The 22,795-nt window shown below is 48.6% G+C and carries 24 protein-coding genes; 11 read left to right on the top strand and 13 right to left on the bottom strand.

Annotated features, from left to right (window positions below; all coding sequences use genetic code 11):
• Nucleotides 1-29: 29 nt before the first annotated feature.
• The 4 genes from GS601_RS05580 to GS601_RS05560 form a co-directional block, all read right to left on the bottom strand.
• The gene (locus GS601_RS05580; RefSeq protein WP_162422285.1) at nucleotides 30-248 is read right to left on the bottom strand and encodes a hypothetical protein; all 219 of its coding nucleotides are present in this window, start codon (nucleotides 246-248) and stop codon (nucleotides 30-32) included.
• Nucleotides 229-453, bottom strand: a complete 225-nt coding sequence (locus GS601_RS23880; protein WP_420800300.1) for a BrnT family toxin — start codon at nucleotides 451-453, stop codon at nucleotides 229-231. Before GS601_RS23880 ends, GS601_RS05580 begins: the two co-directional genes overlap by 20 nt.
• 242 nt (nucleotides 454-695) lie before the next feature.
• On the bottom strand, nucleotides 696-2,492 hold the full coding sequence (typA, locus tag GS601_RS05565) for a translational GTPase TypA (RefSeq protein WP_162422284.1): 1,797 nt from the start codon (nucleotides 2,490-2,492) through the stop codon (nucleotides 696-698).
• Nucleotides 2,493-2,576: 84 nt separating this feature from the next.
• Entirely contained in the window at nucleotides 2,577-3,098 is a 522-nt protein-coding gene (locus GS601_RS05560; RefSeq protein ID WP_162422283.1) for an EVE domain-containing protein, read from the bottom strand.
• A 256-nt stretch (nucleotides 3,099-3,354) separates the two neighbouring features.
• Between GS601_RS05560 and GS601_RS05555 the strand changes: the two genes are divergently transcribed.
• Entirely contained in the window at nucleotides 3,355-4,176 is an 822-nt protein-coding gene (locus tag GS601_RS05555; protein ID WP_162422282.1) for a squalene/phytoene synthase family protein, read from the top strand.
• An 84-nt stretch (nucleotides 4,177-4,260) separates the two neighbouring features.
• Here the strand turns inward: GS601_RS05555 and leuS are convergent, their stop codons facing one another.
• The 4 genes from leuS to GS601_RS05535 form a co-directional block, all read right to left on the bottom strand.
• Nucleotides 4,261-6,846: a leucine--tRNA ligase gene (gene leuS, locus GS601_RS05550; protein WP_162422433.1), complete on the bottom strand. Its 2,586-nt coding sequence runs from the start codon at nucleotides 6,844-6,846 to the stop codon at nucleotides 4,261-4,263.
• Nucleotides 6,847-7,129: 283 nt separating this feature from the next.
• The gene (locus GS601_RS05545; protein WP_162422281.1) at nucleotides 7,130-7,690 is read right to left on the bottom strand and encodes an anti-sigma factor family protein; all 561 of its coding nucleotides are present in this window, start codon (nucleotides 7,688-7,690) and stop codon (nucleotides 7,130-7,132) included.
• Between the two features lie 221 nt (nucleotides 7,691-7,911).
• On the bottom strand, nucleotides 7,912-8,571 hold the full coding sequence (locus tag GS601_RS05540) for a sigma-70 family RNA polymerase sigma factor (protein WP_162422280.1): 660 nt from the start codon (nucleotides 8,569-8,571) through the stop codon (nucleotides 7,912-7,914).
• Between the two features lie 150 nt (nucleotides 8,572-8,721).
• A complete protein-coding gene (locus GS601_RS05535) occupies nucleotides 8,722-8,901 on the bottom strand; it encodes a hypothetical protein (RefSeq protein WP_162422279.1) in 180 nt (59 codons plus the stop codon).
• Between the two features lie 340 nt (nucleotides 8,902-9,241).
• Here GS601_RS05535 and GS601_RS05530 point away from each other — a divergent pair, with 340 nt between their 5' ends.
• Nucleotides 9,242-9,805, top strand: coding sequence for a L,D-transpeptidase (locus GS601_RS05530; protein WP_238393102.1), 564 nt, complete (start codon nucleotides 9,242-9,244; stop codon nucleotides 9,803-9,805).
• 63 nt (nucleotides 9,806-9,868) lie between these two features.
• On the opposite strand, the gene GS601_RS05525 is transcribed toward GS601_RS05530, so the two are convergent.
• On the bottom strand, nucleotides 9,869-10,411 hold the full coding sequence (locus GS601_RS05525; RefSeq protein ID WP_162422278.1) for a late competence development ComFB family protein: 543 nt from the start codon (nucleotides 10,409-10,411) through the stop codon (nucleotides 9,869-9,871).
• A gap of 340 nt (nucleotides 10,412-10,751) precedes the next feature.
• Here GS601_RS05525 and GS601_RS05520 point away from each other — a divergent pair, with 340 nt between their 5' ends.
• Nucleotides 10,752-13,115 (top strand): cation:proton antiporter domain-containing protein, encoded by a 2,364-nt coding sequence (locus GS601_RS05520; protein WP_162422277.1) that lies wholly within the window; start codon nucleotides 10,752-10,754, stop codon nucleotides 13,113-13,115.
• 126 nt (nucleotides 13,116-13,241) lie between these two features.
• Here the strand turns inward: GS601_RS05520 and GS601_RS05515 are convergent, their stop codons facing one another.
• Nucleotides 13,242-13,457, bottom strand: coding sequence for an Hfq-related RNA-binding protein (locus GS601_RS05515; protein ID WP_162422276.1), 216 nt, complete (start codon nucleotides 13,455-13,457; stop codon nucleotides 13,242-13,244).
• 96 nt (nucleotides 13,458-13,553) lie between these two features.
• Here GS601_RS05515 and dapF point away from each other — a divergent pair, with 96 nt between their 5' ends.
• Nucleotides 13,554-14,396 (top strand): diaminopimelate epimerase, encoded by an 843-nt coding sequence (dapF, locus tag GS601_RS05510; protein WP_162422275.1) that lies wholly within the window; start codon nucleotides 13,554-13,556, stop codon nucleotides 14,394-14,396.
• A gap of 81 nt (nucleotides 14,397-14,477) precedes the next feature.
• On the opposite strand, the gene GS601_RS05505 is transcribed toward dapF, so the two are convergent.
• Both GS601_RS05505 and pdxA read right to left on the bottom strand, forming a co-directional pair.
• Nucleotides 14,478-14,699: a DUF4327 family protein gene (locus tag GS601_RS05505; protein ID WP_162422274.1), complete on the bottom strand. Its 222-nt coding sequence runs from the start codon at nucleotides 14,697-14,699 to the stop codon at nucleotides 14,478-14,480.
• Nucleotides 14,700-15,034: 335 nt separating this feature from the next.
• The gene (gene pdxA, locus GS601_RS05500) at nucleotides 15,035-16,084 is read right to left on the bottom strand and encodes a 4-hydroxythreonine-4-phosphate dehydrogenase PdxA (RefSeq protein ID WP_162422273.1); all 1,050 of its coding nucleotides are present in this window, start codon (nucleotides 16,082-16,084) and stop codon (nucleotides 15,035-15,037) included.
• A 246-nt stretch (nucleotides 16,085-16,330) separates the two neighbouring features.
• Here pdxA and petM point away from each other — a divergent pair, with 246 nt between their 5' ends.
• The gene (petM, locus tag GS601_RS05495; protein ID WP_162422272.1) at nucleotides 16,331-16,435 is read left to right on the top strand and encodes a cytochrome b6-f complex subunit PetM; all 105 of its coding nucleotides are present in this window, start codon (nucleotides 16,331-16,333) and stop codon (nucleotides 16,433-16,435) included.
• Nucleotides 16,436-16,493: 58 nt separating this feature from the next.
• On the opposite strand, the gene GS601_RS05490 is transcribed toward petM, so the two are convergent.
• Entirely contained in the window at nucleotides 16,494-16,910 is a 417-nt protein-coding gene (locus GS601_RS05490) for an ArsR/SmtB family transcription factor (RefSeq protein WP_162422271.1), read from the bottom strand.
• 420 nt (nucleotides 16,911-17,330) lie between these two features.
• On the opposite strand from GS601_RS05490, the gene GS601_RS05485 reads away from it, so the two are divergent.
• The 6 genes from GS601_RS05485 to GS601_RS05460 all read left to right on the top strand — a co-directional run bounded on the left by GS601_RS05485 (nucleotide 17,331) and on the right by GS601_RS05460 (nucleotide 22,769).
• Nucleotides 17,331-18,317 (top strand): SDR family oxidoreductase, encoded by a 987-nt coding sequence (locus GS601_RS05485; RefSeq protein ID WP_162422270.1) that lies wholly within the window; start codon nucleotides 17,331-17,333, stop codon nucleotides 18,315-18,317.
• 131 nt (nucleotides 18,318-18,448) lie between these two features.
• On the top strand, nucleotides 18,449-19,369 hold the full coding sequence (locus GS601_RS05480) for an NAD(+) kinase (RefSeq protein WP_162422269.1): 921 nt from the start codon (nucleotides 18,449-18,451) through the stop codon (nucleotides 19,367-19,369).
• A 157-nt stretch (nucleotides 19,370-19,526) separates the two neighbouring features.
• On the top strand, nucleotides 19,527-20,225 hold the full coding sequence (gene nblR, locus GS601_RS05475; RefSeq protein WP_202924885.1) for a response regulator transcription factor NblR: 699 nt from the start codon (nucleotides 19,527-19,529) through the stop codon (nucleotides 20,223-20,225).
• 48 nt (nucleotides 20,226-20,273) lie between these two features.
• On the top strand, nucleotides 20,274-20,825 hold the full coding sequence (locus GS601_RS05470) for a DUF192 domain-containing protein (RefSeq protein ID WP_238393101.1): 552 nt from the start codon (nucleotides 20,274-20,276) through the stop codon (nucleotides 20,823-20,825).
• Nucleotides 20,826-21,340: 515 nt separating this feature from the next.
• On the top strand, nucleotides 21,341-21,550 hold the full coding sequence (locus GS601_RS05465; protein ID WP_338016974.1) for a DUF2949 domain-containing protein: 210 nt from the start codon (nucleotides 21,341-21,343) through the stop codon (nucleotides 21,548-21,550).
• Nucleotides 21,551-21,614: 64 nt separating this feature from the next.
• On the top strand, nucleotides 21,615-22,769 hold the full coding sequence (locus tag GS601_RS05460; RefSeq protein WP_162422267.1) for a glycosyltransferase: 1,155 nt from the start codon (nucleotides 21,615-21,617) through the stop codon (nucleotides 22,767-22,769).
• The last annotated feature ends 26 nt before the right edge of the window (nucleotides 22,770-22,795 follow it).

Here is a 22,795-nt window from a genome sequence, read left to right as displayed (position 1 = left end):
AGCATCAGGTTATTTCGTCGATCATTTACTTACGGCATCGACTCAATCAACACCCTTAGCACCTTGTTGACCGATTCTGGTGTTGTAAAAACCTGAGCCACATCTTCATCTAGAATCACTACTTTTAAGCTTTTTGTTCCGCTGGAGCCAGCAAAGCGGTTGGGTTTTGCTTCCTGATAATCAAAGTGATACTCAGCTAAAAGATCGTCATCAGAATATTGCAAGTCTTCAAAAGGCGTTTCGCTCATAATCTTCACATTCCCTTCGAGTCGCTAGACGGGCACTGATGATACGGATGGCATTGGAACGTTCAGTAAAGGAAATCAACAGCAACCGATTTTGTTGAGCGTGACCAATAATGATTTCTCGTTGTTCATCTACAGAATGCGCTCTATCGTCAAAGATGACTGCTAGAGGATGACTAGACAGTTTTGGCTTCCTTAAAGCTAACACTGTGCTTCTTCAGATTTGAGGCTGCTTTTGGCTCATCCCACTCAAACTCCATACCCAAATCATATCGGATGGTTCATTGAATCAATTAATTCGGAGCAAAGATCTGCGATTTCAACAATTATTTCTCCGACTTCAAACAGAAAGCTGTAGTATTCAAATCTATACAAACCACAAAATGATGCCAGCCACCGAATAATTAGGCAACTGGCATTATTGCGTTAATGAGTAATACGAGCCTGCGTTTATTTCTTCGCCAGCTTCTTCGCTTTCGCAACTTTCCGCAGACGAATCGACTCAGGTGTGACCTCTAAAAGTTCATCAGGTCCGATGTACTCTAGTGCCCGCTCTAAGCTCATGTCGATCGGTTCTTTTAACTGCACCAGTTCTTCACCGCCAGAGGCGCGATGGTTTGTCAGTTGCTTCGCTTTGCAGACGTTGAGTTCGAGGTCTTGAGGGCGATTGTGTTCCCCGACGATCATGCCTTTGTAAACCTTCGTTCCAGGTCTGATGAAGAACACGCCGCGATCTTCCGCGTTCTGCATTGAGTAGAAGGTTGCAACGCCTTCTTCAAACGAGATCAGCACCCCATTGCGGCGAGCATCGATGTCACCGCTCATCGGGCGATACTCTAAGAAACTGTGGTTCATGATGCCCTCACCCCGTGTGATCCGCATAAACTCCCCTCGGAAGCCAATCAGACCCCGTGCTGGGATAACGAATTCGAGGTTTGTGCGACCATTAGAGCCGACCTGCATATCCTGCATTTCACCGCGACGCTGACCCAAGCGCTCAATACAGCCACCCACCGCTTCTTCAGGCACATCTAGCACCAACGTTTCAAACGGCTCACAGGGTTGCCCGTTCATTTCGCGGTAGATCACTTGAGGCTGAGACACCTGGAACTCGTAGCCTTCCCGACGCATCGTTTCGATCAGAATACCTAAGTGCAATTCGCCCCGACCCGAAACCGCCAGCTTATCAGGAGAGTCTGTGTCTTCAATGCGGAGTGCCACGTTCGTTTCAAGTTCGCGGTACAAGCGATCGCGCATCTGCCGCGATGTGACAAAATCACCTTCTAACCCAGCAAAAGGGGAATCATTTACCGAAAAAGTCATCTGCAAGGTTGGCTCATCGACTTTAATCAGAGGCAATGCTTGGGGATCATTCGGGTCGGTGATGGTTTCGCCAATGTTGGCATTCGCAAATCCAGCCACAGCCACGAGATTACCCGCCGTTGCTTCGGGAATTTCGATGCGCTTGAGTCCATCAAAGCCCATCAGCTTGGTGATCTTGCCTTTCACCACGTCGCCCGTTTCGGTGACGATCGCAGCCTGTTGACCCATGCGAATGGTGCCGTTGTGAATCTTGCCGATTACAATCCGACCCAAGTAATCCGAATAGTCCAAAGTCGTAACTTGAAGCTGAAGTGGCTTTTCAGCATCACCCACAGGCGGTGGAACGTGACGCAAAACGGCTTCAAACAGGGGCTTCATATCGCTCGATTCTTCTTCTAGCGTGTCTTTGGCAAAGCCAGACAACCCAGAACCAAACAGATAGGGAAACTCGCACTGATCATCGTCTGCGCCCAGTTCGAGAAACAGATCGAGTACTTTATCCACCGCGATGTGAGGATTAGCGCGAGGACGATCAATCTTATTGACAAATACGATCGGACGCAACCCTTTTTCCAAGGCTTTCTTCAGCACAAAGCGCGTCTGAGGCATCGGACCTTCGTTTGCATCGACGATCAGCAGACAGCCATCAACCATGCCCAGAACCCGCTCAACCTCACCGCCGAAGTCTGCGTGTCCGGGAGTGTCTACGATGTTGATCAGCGTGTCTCCGTAGTGAACCGCCGTATTTTTCGACAAAATCGTGATGCCCCGCTCACGCTCTAGGTCGTTGGAGTCCATCACACAATCTGGAACGTCTTCTCCCTCTCGAAACGTACCAGATTGTTTTAGCAATGCATCGACAAGAGTTGTCTTGCCGTGGTCAACGTGGGCAATAATAGCAACGTTGCGAATGGGGAGGGTCATAAAAAGTCCAGCTAGGGATGGTAAAGAAGCCTTTACAATTCTAACTTAGCGATCGCTAAAAATGAGGGCAAAGATTAGGGATTTTTACCTAAGATCTTGGGGATTGCTCCCTAAATCTGGTAAGGCAGGCATGACAGTTGATGGTCGCAGCTTAAGGGTTGCCAGGTCTAAAATTTTTTCAGCGGCGGATGGGTCTACGGGGGTAACAGAGAGCCGATTTCCCCGACGAACAATGACCAAATCATCGGGCGGAAAGTGGTCTCTTAACTGATCGAGGGAAACAATTTCAGCCCATTCTTCGACAAATTCTACACGCACAGTTTGCCATCGGGGAGCATCCGGCGGCGATTTTGGATCGTAGTAGTCACTGCTCGGATCAAACTGAGTCGGATCAGCGAGGTTAGATTCAACGATTTTCATCAACCCGGCAATTCCTGGAGGTATGGTGTTGGAATGATAGAAAAACGCCAGATCGCCAGGGAGCATCGATCGCAAAAAATTTCGAGCTTGATAATTGCGAACCCCGTCCCAAATCGTGGTGCGATCGCGCTTCAAATCCACAATTCCATAAACCTCTGGCTCAGATTTGAGCAACCAGTAGTTCATAACGATGAGTAAAACTGATAAGACCGTCTATCAGTCTATTCCACAAGGAGTACTGCACCTTGAATTGAACCCCTTAAACTTCACTCAACCGTTGTGAATCCTGAACTGCCAAAGGGGCTTCTCATTTCTCTTTTAACGTCGTGCTTTAACATCGTGATCACCCAACTACTCCACAGAAAGTCGGTGCTTTCGTGAAAGAAACACCTTTTTCAAATCACAACCTGTTATAAAGTTTCGAGAGAGGAGTGAATACACCATGAACTTACGCAAAGACGCCCTTGAGGTTTTGAAAGATACGAGTCGGACGTTTTTTATCCCCATTAGTCGGCTGCCGCAGGGCTTGCAACAAGCGGTGGCATCTGCTTATCTCTGCATGAGAGCCATCGACGAAATTGAAGACGACCCCCACTTAGACAACGCCGTTAAAGCTAAAATTCTTCGAGAAGTAAGTTTGATTCTTCAATCTGGCGTTGATGGGTTTGGAGATCAGGATTTTGAGTCTGCCTTTGCTGAACATGCAGCAGCGCTACCAGAAGTGTCTTTACGGCTCGGAGAATGGGCAACCTACCCCCCTACCAATATTGCCCCTCGAATCTGGGAAGCGACAGCAGCCATGGCAGATCGGATGGCACACTGGGCAGAACAGAACTGGACGATTCAAACTGAAACGGATCTCGATCGCTATACGTTTAGCGTGGCGGGTTCAGTTGGGCTGTTGCTGTCGGATCTCTGGGCATGGCATGACGGTACACAGACCGATCGCACAGAAGCGATCGGGTTTGGGCGCGGCTTGCAATCGGTCAATATTCTTCGCAACCACAGCGAAGATTTGACTCGTCGCGTGGATTTCTATCCCCACGGCTGGACGAATGATGACATGCAGGCTTATTCGCGTCGTCAGCTTCAGCTTGCCGCTGCTTACCTTGCGTCGCTGCCTGCGGGGAGTCCAGCGTTTGATTTTTGCCAAATTATTCTAACGCTGGCTCATGCAACGTTAGAGGCGATGCAGCACGGCTCTGAAAAGCTGAGTCGTGCTCAGGTGATTGATTTGGTTCAGCAGGCTACGAATGCGGGTTAGACGCCATAAAAACTGAAGCGGGAAACCCATTGCTTCCCGCTGATTCTGAAAGCCGGTTGTGCAGAACGAATGACGCTATGAAAATTATGCAGTGACAAAATTTACCAGCTTGCCTGGAACAACAATAATTTTTCTGATCTCCTTGCCGTTGATGTAGCGACGAGCAACCTCCGATTCGGTAGCAAACTTCTCTAGAGCCGTTTTGTCATCTGCGATCGCAGTTGCCGCTTCAATCGTGCCTCTCGTTTTGCCCATAATCTGAATCACGATCGTTTTCTCATCGGCGACCAATGCCGTCGGATCGACCGTCGGGAAGGCTTGGGTATGAATTGATTCTGATTGCCCAATTGTGCGCCACAATTCCTCAGTGATGTGAGGCGAAAACGGAGCCAACAGCAGCAGCAAGGTGTTGAGTCCTTCTGCAAACACCGGAGAAGATTTCTCCGCAAAATCTCCCAACGCATTACTCAGCTTCATCAATTCTGAAACTGCCGTGTTGAACTGATAGTCGCCCTGCAAATCTTCGGTGACTTCTTTAATCGCTGTGTGAATGACTCGACGCAGTTCTTTTTCCGATTTCGTCAGATCTTGCGATTCTGTGGTCTTGAGAAATGCCGCTGATTCTGTCACCAATCGCCACACGCGGTTCAAAAATCGGAATTGCCCCTCCACGTCCGCATCTTCCCACTCCAAATCTTTTTCGGGGGGCGCTTTAAATAAGATAAACATCCGAGCCGTGTCTGCGCCGTATTTATCAATCACATCTCCCGGTGCAACCCCGTTATGTTTTGACTTCGACATTTTCTCAAAGACGACTTCTAGCGTTTCGCCAGTATCCGGATCGATCGGATTCGCGGGATCTTTAATCTGCGTCGGCAAAACATATTTTCCGGTCGTTGGATTTTTATAGGTTCTGCCTTGAACCATGCCTTGAGTCAACAACCGCTTAAAGGGTTCATCGAACGCCAGTAAGTTGCAGTCTCGCAACACTTTTGTGAAAAACCGCGAATACAACAAATGCAAAATCGCGTGTTCAATGCCGCCAACGTATTGATCGACAGGCATCCAATTGTTGGTTTTGCCGCGATCGAAGATCGCTTGATCGTTGTTGGCATCGGGATAGCGCAAGAAATACCACGACGAATCGATAAACGTATCCATCGTGTCGGTTTCTCGTTTTGCAGGCGTTCCGCACGACGGGCAGGGCACATTCAGCCAAGACTCTAGTTTGCCGAGCGGAGAACCACCGCGACCCGATAATTCAACATCTTCTGGCAGTCTGACAGGCAAATCAGATTCGGGAACCGGAACCGCCCCGCAGTTTGGACAGTGAATGATCGGAATCGGTGCGCCCCAGTAACGCTGCCGAGAAATCAACCAATCGCGCAGGCGATACTGAATTCTGGCTTTGCCCCACCCTTGTTTCTCGGCATAAGCGACGATCGCGCCCTTTGCCTCGGTCGAAACCATGCCGTCAAACTCACCCGAATTCACGATCGTTCCGACATCGGTATACGCGGCTTGCAGGTCAGAGACCGTCGGCTGATCGGGTGGCATGATCACTACCTTGATCGGCAAATTTTGCTGTTTGGCAAATTGGAAATCTCTCACATCATGAGCAGGAACGCCCATAACCGCGCCTGTTCCATATTCGTACAGCACATAATCTGCAATCCAAATTGGAATTTCTTCCCCAGTAAAGGGGTTTATCGCCGTTCCGCCCGTGGGTATGCCGCGCTTCGGTTTGTCTTCTGCTGTGCGCTCCAATTCAGTTTGAGTCGAAACCTCCTGGACAAACGCTTCTACAGCAGAGATGCGACTGGCTCCATCAGGCTCCGAAGGATCGCTCGTTGTTACCTTCTGAGTTAACGGATGCTCAGGAGCCAACACTAGATAACTGACGCCATACACCGTATCAGGACGAGTGGTGAACACACCAACTTTTTCATCCATTCCGACGATCGGGAATTCTAAATACGCCCCAACCGACTTGCCAATCCAGTTTGCCTGCATCAATTTGACGCGCTCAGGCCAGCCAGTCAGTTTGTTTAAATCATCTAATAATTGATCTGCGTAATCGGTGATCTTTAGAAACCACTGACGCAATAATTTCCGCTCAACGATCGCGCCCGATCGCCAAGATTTTCCCTCAGCATCAACCTGTTCATTTGCCAAAACGGTTTGATCAATCGGGTCCCAATTAACCGTGGCTTCTTTTTGATAGGCTAAGCCTGCCTTAAAGAACTCTAAGAAAATCCATTGAGTCCATCGGTAATATTCCGGTGAGCAGGTGGCAATTTCTCGATCCCAATCAAACGAAATGCCCAACTGTTTCAACTGATCCCGCATCTGATCGATGTTTTGATACGTCCACTTTGCAGGTTGGGTATTTCGCTCGATCGCGGCATTTTCTGCTGGCAGCCCAAAGGCATCCCACCCCATCGGATTGAGAACACGATAGCCTTGCATGCGCTTGAGCCGTGCCATCACATCCACAATCGTATACACCCGCACATGCCCCATATGCAGATTTCCCGACGGATAGGGAAACATCGATAGCGCATAAAACTTTGGCTTGCTGCTCTCTTCAGGGGTTTTATAAAGCTGGTGTGCTGCCCAAGTGTGCTGCCACTGTGCCTCAATGTTTGCGGGATTGTAACGGGACTCCACGATCGCGACTCCTACGGATACCAACACTTAATTCTAGTTGAGTAGCTACAGTCTATAGCCAACCGTCTCCCGACAACCCCTACGAAAGCTTTAAAGCAGGTTCAAGACAACTTAATTCTTAACGGTAGGTAAAGTGCTCAACCAAAGTCCTCAGCAAAATAATCCGCAGTTCTAGAGGCTGAACCACGGATTATAGAAACTTGATAAAGTGTGATGAGGTTAAAGCAAACCTCCGAAGACGCTAGTTAAGCTTGGCGAAGTCAGCCGCTTATCGAGCATCCGCTTATTGAGCATCGCGATCGTCACGCTCAAAAGGCTTGTTTGCCGGAACCCCAGGTTCAGAGGAATCAGCTTGGGGCATCGCAACCACAGGCTGGTCAAGGGCAACCATTAGCCCTCCAGTCTCCACAGGCTCGACCTGCTGTACTGCAACAGGTTGGGGAGCGCTAGGAGAGTATAAACGATTGAGACTAAACACGGATATTGCGCCCACAAACATCGCGGCGATTCCCATCGGTAGTGCAAATCTCCGGGTATTGCCGCCTCTGACTACACTTAGGCTAGGACGCCGCTCAATGTTGGCAAACACCTGATCAATGGTCGCTTCAACAGGCTGACTCGGCGCAGGAGCAGGGATAGAGCGAAACGCTTGGCGCAATTTCAGCAACCGAGCATGAAGCTGCTGAACGGTCGGATCGTTGGCTAACCACTCTTCTACTTGGCGGCGCTCCGTCGCTGTTACTTCACCGTCGAGGTAAGCGCTCAGCAATTCAAAGCGGTCTTTCGAGGTTTCATGGAGTGAATCTCCATGGGAATTGGATTCAGAATGACCCTGAGAACTCATAGGCTCCTGAGGAAAATGGGACAAAGATGGCACGGGCTTATCACGCGGATCAAATCTGGGATTCATTGGGGATCATTTTCGTTAGAGAATACCCACTCATTCTGAGAGCTTGCTGCTCTTTGGCTCCTCACTAGCCACTCTAGCAATCTAGAGTCTCTACTTGGGAGAATACTATCAAAACCAAATCGCAAATTCACGCAAATATGTGGAGAGTTTAACTTTTACTTGCCGTCGAGGTACTGCTGTAATTGAGCCTGCAACCGCGATCGCGCTCTTGCAATTCTAGACTTTACGGTTCCAAGAGAAACGCCTGTAATTTCCGCAATTTCTTCGTACGCCATGCCCTCGATTTCGCGAAGCACAATAGTAGTACGGAAGACTTCGGGCAGGTCTGCGATCGCGTCATTTAACTGATCATAAAATTCGCGAGTGCTTAAGTCTTCATCCGGTCCGGGCGTTTCTGCTGCAATTTCCCAATCGAGTTCGCCATCTTCGAGGGAGAGTGGAGCATCCAACGAGAGCGGACTCGAATTACGCTTGCGTTTGCGTAACTCGTCGTAAAACAAATTGGTGGCAATTCGGCTCAACCAACCTCTAAACTTTACAGGCTCGTTAAGGCGAGGAATATTGCGATAGACCCGAATCCAGACTTCTTGTGCCAGATCAGCGCGGTCTTGCCAATCGGGCGCGAGATGATAGAGAACTTTATCTACGTGCGATTGATATCGCCGCATGAGTTCAGCAAACACCGCTTTTTCTGGACGATGCCCAACTTGACACTGGAGTACTAAATCGTAATTAGAGAGTTTTTCTGCTTGCACTGGCGTTTGAGGAACCGCTACCTCAACCGAAGACCAGGATACAGGAAGAGACTGACTCATGGGCGGAAGCTCAAAGTGTTCTAGTTTCCAAACCCCTTGACCCTTCTAAATTGAGAAAAGTTCCCTAAGTTGCTGTCATCCTATTCGGTTGTGTTACAAGCATATCTTGCTCTAGACCCAAAAGATGCTTCTACAGACAGAGATAAAAAGTTATGGGTGGGCAGACGGCGCGGCGTTGCTAGGCTGATGGGTTGGAGGGGTAAGCAAACTCGCAAGCCGATAGCGGGTTTGCTCGATCTGAGGCAAAATTTTAGCGGTTGGAGTTGAGAGTTGTTGGAGGCAACTAAAACAAAAGGTGACGACGATCGCTAGTAGCAACTTTTCAGGCATAGCGGTAACTCCTCACACATCAGCAATACATCAAAAATTAATCACACTACTCGACAGCATTGTAGTTTCAGCCTCAATCTTTGAACCCTACTCTACTGATTCTTCACAGAGGAGTGTAGCAAATAGATCTAAAATGACCTGCCCTGACTGGGACTGATTGGGTTCTTTAAGTCAAGGCTACGTTAAAGCGTTCAACTGACTGTTTTCCTATGATGATTCCGCTTCAACACAATTGGTTCCGGGAAAAACCGGATATTTTGCTCTAAAACTGTTTAGTTTCTGTGAACCGTCACAGTGAAATCATTGCGTGATTTGCTGAGAAACGTTTTGTGAGAGCACCATGGCTACTAAGGTTCAAACGTCTCCTCTCGTGCGGTATCTGATGCTGATGTGTATCAGTACAGGACTGATGCTGCTTGGCGCTCAACGACACAAACTAACCTTCCCAAAGCTGACTTTGCCGTCAGTGTTCACCTCGACTCGATCACAGCCGATCGCCTCGCCCATCCCAACGTCCGATTCTAAACTGGTAGTAGATTTAAGCGATCGCAAGGTCTATTTTTATAAAAATGAAATATTAAAGAAAAGCTATCCTGTGGCGATTGGTCAAGAAGGCTGGGAAACGCCAACGGGATCGTTCAAAGTTTTTCAGAAATATGAAAACCCTGTTTGGCAACATCCGATTACGGGAGAAGTAATTCCGCCGGGCGATCGCAACCCGCTCGGTAAATGGTGGCTTGGCTTCCACAATCACAGCAACCTGCTGATCGGCTTTCACGGTACACCTCACGAATCGCTGCTTGGAGAAGCCGTTTCCCATGGTTGTCTTCGTATGCGAAACGCCGACATTGAAACCTTGGCACAGCACATTGAGCTAGGAACTCTGGTGATTGTCCGACCATAAAGTAACCCGCGATCGCTCACGATCGCGGGTTACCTGCGGACATTAGATCCGGCAATCAATTGTCTATCTTGGCTCTGGCTCAAAGGTAGGAGCGTAGGCTTGCAGCAAAGCATTAACTTGTGTGAGGATTTCATCTTTAGAACTTTTACCGAGCGCTTGTCGTTCGGGGAAAAAGTCAGGACGATCCAAGTTGCGGGCGATCGCTTCTCCGACTTGTTGAGCAATAAGACCTTGCAATTCTTCCTTGGCTCGCTGCCGTTGATAGGTTGCCCCTTCTTCTGTGGTGGCATAGAGCGGTAAGAGCCGGTTTAGGGCATAGGCAGCAATATCGCCCAGATCTAAGGTGCGATCGCTCGTGGCCTCAATCTCGGCAACCCGTGAGATCGCTTCGGTGAGCACCAACTCTTCCATTACATTAATAAATTGCTTGCGAGGAACAGCGACAACTTCGCCAGTCAACAGCGCTCCCATGAGGCGATCCAGCGCCATATATTCTTCGATCGACAGTTCTGAGGCAGTATCACAGATCCGCCCAACCTCCGCTTCCATTGCTGGTGTCAAATAGCCATCCTGTAACGCTTGTTCAACAATTTTTTCAATGCTCATAGCGCTTCCCTAACCTCTAAAGCAGCAGTTTGTACAGATAACCCCCGAATCATTTTGCCCTAGTTTTAGTGCCAGACAACACGTTCGGTTAAATCTCGTTCAAAGTGAAATTTTGCGAAGCCATTTAGAGTAAGCGATTCGCAGAAACCCCCTGAGTCAGAACTTGTAACATATATAACCTGCGTTGTCGTCACCCGTTTAGAAAAATACAACTCATTTAGACCATAATTTACGGCTGGCTTCCCAGATGCCGCCAAACTTGCCGCCAAGAGTTACCCGATCGCCAAGAAAACTGAGTATTCTAAAGTTTATAGACTGTAACAATTTTTCTAATAAAGCTGTGCAAGAAGACTTCAGGCTGATTGTTGATCTCGTCTTGGTGCTGGCGGCGGCAGCGGGGGGTGGACTGCTGGCAGCATTGCTGAAGCAACCCGTGCTGCTAGGATATTTGCTGGCAGGCGTGATCGTTGGTCCGACCGGATTGGGGCTAATCAAGGAAATCATTCAGGTCGAGACTTTAGCGCAGTTTGGCGTTGCATTTCTCCTATTTGCCCTAGGAGTCGAGTTCTCGTTCTCAGAATTGAGGAAAGTGAAAGGGATCAGTCTCGGTGGTGGCGGCTTGCAGATTGCCCTCACGATCTTGATCACGACTTTGGTTTCCCTCGCCATGGGATGGGTGACCTCGCCGCCGCAGGGGATTTTTCTGGGCGCAATTCTGTCGCTCTCGTCAACGGCGGTGGTGCTGAAGTGCTTGATGGAGCGCAACGAGACCAGTACACCCCACGGGCAGGTCATGCTGGGAATGCTGGTTGTCCAAGATTTGGCGCTAGGGCTGATGTTGGCGGTGCTGCCTGCGCTCGATAAGCCGGTCGAAGAACTTGGTTTGGCGGTGGGATGGGCGCTGCTGCAAACCGGATTGTTTGCCCTAGGCGCGATCGCGGCGGGGATCTGGCTCATTCCACCTTTATTAAAACTATTAGCCAAAACCGAAAGCCGAGAATTATTTTTACTTGGCGTTGTGGCAATTTGCTTTGGGATTGCCCTTCTAACCGAACATTTAGGTCTTTCTATCGAGATGGGTGCCTTTGTTGCAGGCTTAATGATTTCGGAGGTCGAATATGCCGATCAAACGCTGGCATACGTCGAGCCGCTTCGAGATATTTTCGCGGCACTGTTTTTCGCGGCAATCGGAATGCTGATCGACCCGATATTTCTTTGGAACAATCTGGAACTGATTCTAGGATTAGTCGCTCTGGTGTTTGTGGGTAAGTTCTTGATCGTGACGCCCATCGTCCGCGCTTTTCGCTACCCGCTCAAAACAGCGCTGCTGACGGGATTGGGTCTTGCCCAAATTGGGGAATTTTCGTTTGTGTTAGCCAGCGAAGGTCGATCGTTAGGACTCGTTTCTCACCGCGTTTACCTGCTGATTTTAGGAACAACAGCAGTCACGCTGGTGCTGACGCCCTTTGTTCTGCGGCTGATCCCGACCTTATTTACCTGGGCAGAATCGATTCCGTGGTTAGCCAAGTATTTAGATCAGTCCGATATTCCCCTTGCTGTTTCCGATGAGTTGCCCACTCAAAACTATGTGGTGGTGTGCGGTTACGGTCGCATTGGACGCAACATCGTTCGGCTGTTGCAAGATCGCAACTACCCGGTGGTGGTGATCGATCAATCGGAAAGTCAAATTCAGAAGGTTCGCGAAGCGGGGCTGCCTTATGTTTACGGTAATGCAGTGAGTTTGCAGGTACTTGAAAAAGCAGGGGTTGCCCACGCTCAAGGGATGGCGATCGCGCTACCCGATGCGATGAGCACGCGCCTTTGTCTCAAGCGATCGCTAGAAATTGCGCCCGAGTTAGATGTTGTTGTGAGGGCAATCCGAGATAAAGATATCGAACTGCTCTACCAATTGGGTGCAAAAGAAGTTGTGCAACCTGAGTTTGAAGCCAGTTTAGAACTGTCAGCCCATCTGCTCAAAGGGGTTGGGCTGACGCCATCGGCCGTTCAGCGAGAGGTGCAGCAAGTTCGGAACTCTCACTATCTTGAGCTACGCCCCGATCGCCCCTCGTCAGAAATCTTGCGAGACTTGAAGGCTGCAACCAAGGAGATGAACAGTCGCTGGTATGCGCTTCCCGATTTGTCTCCGTTAACAGGCATGACTTTAGAAGAAACGGATATGCGGCGGCTCACAGGGGTAACATTAATGGCGATTCGGCGGGCAGGAGGACTAGAAATTGACTACCCCGACGCTCAAGCCACCCTAGAACAAGGCGATCGCTTGTTAATTGTGGGAGAGCCTGACGAAGTGGCTGTCTTTGATGAACTGGCAAAGGGCGAAGCGGCGGTTCCTGCCTTTAATGCGTCGTGCCAGTGGTTAGAAGTTCCGCTCGAAAGCCCGATCGCGGGAAAGACATTAGCAGATCTAGATTTATTAGATCAGTACAGCATTCGTGTGCAGGCGGTTCGGCGAGAAGGGAAGTTTCTGCGATTTCCAGATCGCCAGGTTGATGTTCAAGTTGGGGATCGGCTACTGCTGTGTGGTGGGTTTCATTCTTTGACCCAGGCTAGCCAAGCGATTAGCGCTGAGCATAGCAACCCAGAAACTGCGTTAAACGCGTCTTCTGATCGTTCGGTGTTAGTTCCAACGGTTAGCTTGAATGGAACATTGGACTATGCAACGGCAGAGGATCTCGGTAATGAATAACAGGGCTTCTGAGGGGGTCATTACCAAAGGTAGAGACGCGCCCCGGCACGTCTCTATGGCTATTTTATTATTTGATCATCCAAATTAGTAATGGATTCAGTGCGATCGCGAATCATCACAAATCTTCTACAATTTCGGTCTAATGAATGCGATCGCTTGCCGCCACACAATCATCGGCTGATCCTCAGGATCAATCAAACACACACACTGGCTATCCTGCCAACGCACTTTACCCGCCACCACATCACCCGTCGTCAGTTTCATCTCGACATCTTTTTCTTCACGAATCATTGTTTGGATTTGGCGGGTGCTGGGCAATCCAGTATCCAGTTCAAGAGCCATAATTAAAGTCCTTCATCAACCTCTCTAACGTTTATAGAGTGCCTCAATCCTCAAAACTCTGCACATCTGAGCCTAACCTTTACGCCTAAAAGACCCATGACTCTCGAATTTACCAAATATCACGGACTCGGCAACGACTTTATTCTGATTGACAACCGAGCCTCATCAGAGCCGCTCCTAACGCCAGCACAAGCCATAAAATTGTGCGATCGCCACTTCGGAATCGGGGCAAATGGCGTAATCTTCGCACTTCCTGGTCAAAACCAAACCGACTACACAATGCGAATTTTCAACTCCGATGGTTCTGAACCCGAAATGTGTGGCAATGGCATTCGCTGCTTGGGGCGGTTTCTAGCAGATCTGGAAATTGCTGATGCAGGTGCATCAAGAGCGCAGTACCAAATTCATACGCTGGCAGGCGTTATGACGCCAAAGCTTGAAGAAAACGGTCATGTCACAGTGGATATGGGTGAGCCACGTCTCTTGGCAGGGGACATTCCAACAACGATCGCGGCGGCTGACCAAAAAGTGGTGAATCAGCCGCTTGATGTGGCGGGCAACTCGTGGAGTGTGACCTGTGTGAGCATGGGAAACCCCCACTGCATCACCTTTGTAGAAAATGTAGCTGCGATCGCCCTCGACCACCTTGGTCCGCAGTTTGAGCATCATAGTGCATTTCCGCAACGCACCAACACAGAATTTATTCAGGTGGTACGACGAGACTACCTCAAAATGCGAGTCTGGGAGCGCGGAGCGGGGATCACCTTGGCGTGCGGAACAGGAGCGTGCGCTGCGCTGGTTGCAGGGGTGCTAACCGATCAGTGCGATCGTAAAGCCACCGTCGAGCTTCCTGGTGGGCTGCTTGCCATCGAGTGGGGAACCAACAACCGAGTCTATATGACGGGGTCTGCTGAAAAAGTGTTCACTGGAATCGTCTAAACCTATTCTCGAAAACCATGAGTTCTGAGGGTCTTGGAGCTTTTCGTTCCACAGCTTTCAGAACTCACACGCTCAAGCCAATCAATCGTTTTCCCACGATTCATGACCCACCAGATCCCCAATGCGATCGCGTAAGAGAAACCCATAGCACTCTAATTCGCCTTCAAAATGAACCCATTCGCGAACCGGAATATGCTTGCAAAGCGTGTAGATAGGCTGATACCGGCTAACGGCTCCTTGGTCAACCAATTGGCGCACTTCGTCTTGAATCAAGCTAAGCGAATACTGTGCAGTCTGAAGCATAAGGCACCTTCTTGTCTCAAAGATTTAAGTGTAGAAAATGAGGTATATAAGCCTGAACCCAAAAATGGCAGCCGAACCAGAAACACAACTTGGGCAAAAATCAGCTTAATTTTAGTTTTGAGGTGGAACGTTTGGTAGTGAAATATTTGGTAGTGAGGTATACGGAATTCTATTTTCTATTGTCAGCCGATTAGCTGAGAAAATCAATTAAGCAGCCTCTTTAAAGTCAAGATGTTCTGACATAACCTCCTCCTTGGGTAGTAGCGCGAAAACCTTATCTAACCTGTCTTACAGCCGGCTTAAATGGCATCGCGGACAACAACGAGTTTCACAATTCACGACCTCAGCGAAATTACGCTTGTAGAAGCCGCTTGCCCTTGCTCGGCAAACTTGATCGCTAGGTGTATGGCAGCCTTCATGCTGGTTGCATCAGCTACGCCTTGACCTGCAATATCAAAAGCGGTGCCGTGGTCGGGAGAGGTACGAACAAAGGGCAAACCAACTGAAGTATTGACAGCGCGATCGAATGCCATGAGCTTGACTGGAATTAACCCTTGATCGTGGTAGAGCGCAAGATACCCATCGTGAGCAGCCTCTACCGAACCTGTACCAAACCAGGCTTGCCCAGGCTTTACCCAAAGCGTATCAGGCGGTAAAAGCCCCTCTAATACCGCTTGAGGAAAGCGCTGCCGCATCGCCTCTAGCCAAGCACTCATCCAATCCCACTCCTCTCGCCCAAGTTGCCCTTGCTCACCACTATGGGGATTAAGACCCGCGATCGCGATCCGAGGCTGAGCAATCTCAAAGTCATGCTGTAAGCACTCTAGAAGAAGTTCCAACTTGAGAGTAAGCAGTTCTGGAGTGAGGGTATCCGCAACATGACGAAGCGGAATATGAGTTGTGGCTAACAACGTTCGGAGCATCCATCCTGTATAAGGAGATTGAGCAACAAATAGCATTCCAAACCGACTCACCCCTGCTCGTTCTGCTAAAAACTCAGTCTGCCCAGGATAACAATGCCCGGCGGCTTTCCAAGCTGACTTTGCTATGGGCGCTGTTACCACGCTATCAAACTTTCCATGCAACGTCTGCGCGATCGCGCCCTCTAACCATCGAAAACTCGCATCACCGCTATTAGCATTTCCAATGCCAAGCGTGACTGGGTTGTGTATCTCTGCGTCTAAAACCTTAAATTGGCAGGGATGGGCTAGGGCGTCGCAAATGGGTTTTAAGCGATCGTAAGTGGCTTGCAAATAAGCGGAACTTCCAGAAATCGTAACGTCTGCCCTTGCTGCGATCGTCGGATCAGCCAGTGCTTTCAAAACAACTTCCGCACCTATCCCAGCCGGATCTCCAAGCGTAATGATTAAACGAGCACGATTCATAAATTCAGACTTAAAACGTGTAAAAAAGCTGCCTTTCTCTGCCTTTCTCTAGTGTGGAGCTTGCACGCAAGCTGTGTAAAATCGCCGCGATCGCAAACGTTATTCAAATTAGGATGAGAACTGCTTTAGAATACTTTATGAAAGAACTCTAGTTTCTAGACAAGCACACTGTCCATACGTCAGGCTGCTTCAGTCAGGTTGTCTAGCATACACTCAATTCACATCTATATTTGGAGACCTCAAACAATGGCTGGAGAGATTTTTAACACCGCATTTTTAGCGTTTAGCCTCATTCTGGTCGGTCTGTCCCTGGGCTTCTTGCTACTCAAACTCCAAGGCGGCGAGGAATAAGTAACCAGAGCAAGGGGAAACTGCTCTCTAGAGGTCTGCTTTTCCCTTTTTCTAATATCTAATCTTCTTCATCCAAGTGTTCCGCCACTTCGCGATAGAGGTTGAACACATGATGATCTTTAAGTGAATAAAAAACATTGCGTCCTTGCTTGCGGTATTCCACTAGTCGCATTGCCCGTAGCGCTCGAAGCTGATGGGAGACCGCAGACTCGCTCATGCCTACTGCCAGCGCAAGGTCGCAAACGCACAACTCCTGAATTGCCAACATAGACAAAATTCTCAACCGATTCGCATCACCCAGTAGGCTGAAAAACTCTGCCATTCGTTGCGCCTTTTCTGTATCGAGTATTTTTTGCTGCAAGTGGCGGACATTGTTTAGATCAACTGGGTGCTGAACAGTACAATTTAACTGCTCTAGCCGAGGCTGAGGAATTGCATCAGAAGGTTGGGCAGAAAGTGAATTGGAGTGCGGCATAACAAACAATACTGGCAATGGTGCTGTGTAGGCTGTTTAAGCATTACACAGCGTAGGTATCAACACTGTCTTCAGCGTAGCGCACGCTTACATCTAGACGTGCTAACTGCCCATTTCTAACGTTTTATGCCAATCACCTTAGCAGTGTTTAATTTTTCCACCATTCTTAGACTTGCTGGGTTACCAAAGTTCGTTTAGTAACATGAGTTTGGTTCTTATCCTCCCGCCTCTGACTCCCTAGAAAAGGCTGAATGACAAAGCTCAGGGGTGTAGGCAAAGGGTGACTCTGCCGAACTGACGCTACAGTTAGAAGAAACAGCAGTTATTACAAATCTCATCCTTAATAAAAAAATAGGCTAACTTGGGTTGAGATTTCTGATAGAATTTAACGAAAAGTTTACAATTTGTCACGAATTGCTCATGAGCGTATTGATTGTGGGTGCCACTGGCACTCTTGGCAGACAGGTGACTCGTCGTGCCCTAGACGAGGGATACGAAGTTCGCTGTTTAGTTCGTAATCCCAGAAAAGCAACATTCTTGAAGGAATGGGGCGCAGAGTTGGTGACGGGAAATTTGTGTACCCCTGATTCGTTGCCAAAGGTGCTGGAGGGTGTGACAGCCGTGATCGATGCTGCCACCGCACGAGCCACCGACTCGCTCACTATTCGGCAAGTAGATTGGGACGGCAAGGTAAATCTGATTCAAGCAGCAAAAACAGCAGGAATCGATCGCTATATCTTCTTCTCAATTTTGGATGCCGAAAAATTTCCCAACGTCCCCTTGATGGACATCAAAGCCTGTACCGAAAAATTTTTGGCACAGTCAGGGCTAAAGTATACGATTTTGCGCCCTTGTGGCTTTTTGCAAGGGTTGATCGGTCAGTACGCGATTCCCATTTTAGAGAATCAGTCGGTCTGGGTTATGGGTGACACTGCCCCTATTGCCTACATGGATACGATCGATATCGCCAAATTTGCGGTTCGTGCTCTTAAGGTGCCTGAGACCGAAGGTAAAGCCTTCCCGGTTGTGGGATCTCGTGCCTGGGGAGCCGAAGAAATCATTCAACTGTGTGAGCGCCTCTCTGGCAGAGAAGCAAAGGTTTCCCGAATGCCAATTGGGGTATTGCGTGGCATCCAACGAGTAGCACGGTTTTTCCAGTGGACATTGAATGTAGCCGATCGTCTTGCCTTTACTGAGGTCGTTGCAACCGGGAAGTCGCTGAATGCATCGATGGATGATGTGTATGAAACCTTTGGTCTCGATCGCAAGGACATGACAACGCTGGAATCCTACATGCAGGATTACTTCAGCCGAATTATGAAAAAGCTGAAAGAAGTTGAATTTGCCCAAGCAGAAGCCAAGAAAAAGCAGGAGAAAAAGAAGAAAAAGACGTATCCTCGATTTTAGGAAATATAGCTAGGCAGAAGGATGAACAACTTTTGCAGCCTTAATCTGTTTCTTTAAATTGATCGTTAAGTAACTGATCATTTTATTCATCAACGACAAAGCGTTCATCTTTTCTCTTACTACAATTTAGTATGCGCTCGTCTAAGGTTGGCATTATTTACAACGATGACAAACCGATCGCTTGTCAGGTTGCTCAAGAGCTAGACGATGAATTTCGGGGTCGTGGGTGGGAGGTCGTCTTAGCAACTGGAGCAGGAGGCATCTTGGGCTATGCGACGCCAGAGAGTCCGGTGTGTCACACGCCGATCGATCGATTGATGCCTCCTGGATTTGATGCAGATATGAAGTTTGCGATCGTATTGGGGGGAGATGGCACGGTGCTTTCTGCCTGTCGCCAGGTGGCTTTTTGCAACATTCCGCTCCTCGCGGTCAACACCGGGCACATGGGATTTCTAACCGAAATTCTGCTCGATAAGCTGCCTGAAGCGATCGAATGTCTGATCAGCAACAACTATGAAATTGAAGAACGAACCATGCTCAGAGTACAGATTCTTCGGCAGGGCACCATGCTCTGGGAAGCGCTCTGCCTAAATGAGATGGTGCTTCATCGAGAGCCGCTGACAAGCATGTGTCATTTTGAAGTTGAAGTTGGAAACCATACTCGCGTAGACATTGCAGCAGATGGGCTAATTCTGTCAACCCCAACAGGCTCAACAGCTTATTCACTATCGGCAGGCGGTCCAGTCATTACGCCCGGCGTACCGGTCATCATTTTGGTGCCGATTTGCCCCCATTCGTTGGCATCTCGCTCGCTCGTCTTTGCCAACGATCAGCCCGTGACCCTATTTCCCGCAACGCCAAATCGTTTGATTTTGACGGCTGACGGCAATGCAGGCTGCTATGTCTTGCCCGATGATCACGTCTGCATTGAAAAATCTCCTTACCCGGTTCGATTTGTTCGGCTCCGTCCCCACGAGTTTTTTCACATTCTTCGAGAAAAACTGGGTTGGGGATTGCCTCACATTGCAAAACCCTCTGATCGAGGCTATTAGGAACCCTTGAATCTAAAGGCAATCCGTTAATTTCAATTCGGGTTTGGGGATGCGTGCTACAACAAAAGCAGCGATCGCTCGGAACTAATCTGATAAAACCTACTTCATACTTAGAATTAACCGAGATAGATCCTGTTGTGATTTTCCGGTTTGTCGTATGAGCACTATCTCTCTCGAATCTACACCTTGTGTCCTGATCGTCGAAACCGACGAGGCACTGGCGCAGCATGTCAGCCTTGACCTCAAAGAGTCTGGATATGACACGATCGTGGTTCACGACGCCTTTTCAGGATTACGGCAAGCTCTCGAACGAAGCCCTGCCTTAGTCGTCGTCGATCGCTTATTGACAATAGGAGAATCAGGATTATCATTTTGTCAAGATTTCCGCAGTTCTGGTGCGCGTGCGCCTGTGTTGCTTTTGATGGCACGCGATGCGGTTGACGATCGCGTCGCGTGTCTAGAAGCAGGAGCCGATGACTATTTTCTGAAGCCCTATCGCAGTGACGAATTTCTCAAGCTCGTTCAGCTTTATCTCAAGCCTGATACGCCCAGCGCCGAGCAATTGAGATTTGGTGATTTGGCGTTAGATCTTGCCACCCGCCGCGCCTTACGTAATGGACGGGCAATCGACCTGACGATGAAAGAATTTGAACTGCTTAAATATTTGATGGAGCATCCCCGCGAGGTGCTAACCCGTGAACAGATTTTAGAGAATGTGTGGGGTTATGACTTTGTGGGTGAGTCAAACGTTATAGAAGTATACGTCCGGTATTTGCGGTTGAAAATTGAGGATGAGGGCGAGAAGCGACTTATTCAAACTGTGCGCGGCGTGGGATATGTTTTAAGAGAGTCATAAAGGGTTAAGGTGCTACGAGTGCGTCAGACTAAATTGAGGACTAAGTTATTGAGGACTAAGTTTCAAAATAAATTAGGGTATCAAATCGGGTTCGTTGGGCTGGGGCTAAGTTTACTACTAGTGGGATGCACGCTATTTCAGGCATCCCAGCCGTCCGATTCGGTTGCTGTTGCAGAAGCAAGCACCGCTTTAGGGCAAATGTTACCCATCACAGCACAAATTCAAATTGAGGGGCAGCCCATTAGTCTAGAAGTTGCGAGAACTGCCCGAGAGCAAGAAATTGGATTAATGAATCGAACCAGTCTAGCGGCAAATCGCGGCATGCTATTCATCTTCGAGCCGGCGCGTCCAACGCAATTTTGGATGAAGAATACGCTGATCAACCTGGATATGGTGTTTTTGCATCAGGGTGTAGTGAAATATATCGCGAATGACGTGCCTCCTTGTCAAGCGGCTCCTTGCCCTACCTATGGTCCTCGGATGGGAAACATTGACCAAGTGATTGAGTTGGCAGGGGGGCGGGCTGCCGAACTAAAACTAAAGGTTGGCGATCGCATCCCAGTAGAATTTTTCAGCGTGAATGAAGCCCAAAGAAATTAAGACTGGTATTAACACTCCATGCCTATTGCGCGGATGGCTCAGTTAGCACCGCGATTTGCTAAATTGTTAATTTTTTAAGGAATTTTGCTACAATCTGAAGCGACTCAGGTTGGTTTTGACAGTGCGATCGCTTGATGAATGTTCTTTTAGATACCTTGACACTCAAATTTCGTTACGTGCCTTAAGAAATACCTCCGGGCAATCGCTCTATAGATAGAGGTTCGATTTATAGCTGGCGATTATCCTTATCACCTTAAGTGGGTTTCCTTAAAAGCGACGTCTAAATTAGTACATTTGCGTGGGTGTAGGACTGGTGGCTGAAATCAACAAGTTTGCTAAAAATCCTATTGTTTAACTTGATTTGATCTTCAAATTGCTGACGCTATCCTTCTGTTTCCAGTCCGCTCCTGCGATCTCAGATTGGTTTTATTCAGTCAAGTACATAGTCCAGATCAAAGACTGAACCATTCTCTTGCTTATAGCTAAGTTTGTTTGCCAATAATGTATCTCACTGTATGGATGTGACAATGGCACTTGCAAAACACTCTAGATTTATTTGCTTTTTACACGATGAGCTTGCGCTATCTACGGCATCGATTTCTCTTGCTTTGAGATACCGTGAACAGAACCCAGGACCTCTACCCATGATTTTATGGCAGTATGGGCTGATCACTTTAGACCAGCTAGATCGAATTTACAACTGGCTAGAATCTATAGAAGGCTAGGTCTTGAAAGTTTGAGGCTTTGCTAGCCCCATCAACTGGAAATCTGTTTAGTGCTGTAGTTCTTGTGAAAATTCTTTTTCTCGACCAGAGTGGCAGAGTCGGGGGTGCAGAACTATGCTTGCTTGACGTTGCTGCCTGCTGTCGCGATCGCTCTTTAGTGGCCCTATTCGAGGATGGTACGTTCCGGCAGTTGCTAGAAGATAGCCATATACCAGTTCAGGTACTGAGCCAAACACCAATCTCAGTTCGTAAGGAAAGCAGTTGGCTGGCTGGCGTCAAAAGCGTCAGGCAACTGTTGCCTCTGAGCGCTAGAGTGGTGCGGCTGAGTCGCCAGTATGATGCGATTTATGCGAACACACAAAAGGCACTAGTGGTAGGTGCGATCGCTAGCTTTTTGAGTCGGCGTCCTCTGATTTACCACCTGCACGATATCCTTTCTCTAGAGCATTTCAGCTTAACCAACCAGCGCCTAGCAGTGACCCTAGCAAACCGTGCTGCATTGGTTATTGCTAATTCTGAAGCAAGTAAGGCAGCATTTTTGGAAGCGGGCGGGCAGCGCGAGAAGGTGTATGTTGTATACAACGGCTTTCAACTTTCACAATATCAGGAGAATCGTGATAGAGCTAAATCCCTTCGATTTACTTTAGGATTGGAGGGAAAATTTGTGATTGGGCATTTCAGTCGGCTTTCTCCATGGAAAGGTCAGCATGTGCTGTTAGATGCTCTTAGCCGTTGCTCAGCAGACGTGACAGCTATTTTTGTAGGGGATGCCCTTTTTGGTGAGCAAGCCTACGTGCAGCAGTTGCACGAGCAGGTTGAGCGATTAGAACTTGGCGATCGCGTCCAATTTTTAGGCTTTCGCTCTGATGTCATTCCCCTGATGCAAATGTGCGACATCGTAACTCACACCTCCACGGCTGCCGAACCGTTTGGGCGGGTGATTGTAGAAGCAATGCTGTGTGGAACCCCAGTGATTGCGGCAAAAGCAGGGGGGGCATTGGAATTAGTTGAGCCAGAGAGGACAGGTTGGCTAGTAGAGCCAGGAGATCCGCAGATGTTAGCAGATGCGATCGCAGGTTGTCAGCAAAACCACACTCAGGCAAATGCGATCGCTCAGTATGCTCAGAGTGAGGCTCGCCGCCGATTTGACCTAGAGACTATTAACCAACAGAGCACGGCTTTGCTGAAATCGAAGGTTTTTTCCTCCTCTTACGAATAAATTCTTCCTTCTCCAAAAATATAGCT

This window comes from Myxacorys almedinensis A, from assembly GCF_010091945.1.
Taxonomy (GTDB): domain Bacteria; phylum Cyanobacteriota; class Cyanobacteriia; order Leptolyngbyales; family Leptolyngbyaceae; genus Myxacorys; species Myxacorys almedinensis.
This window is presented reverse-complemented; position numbering and strand designations above follow the sequence as displayed.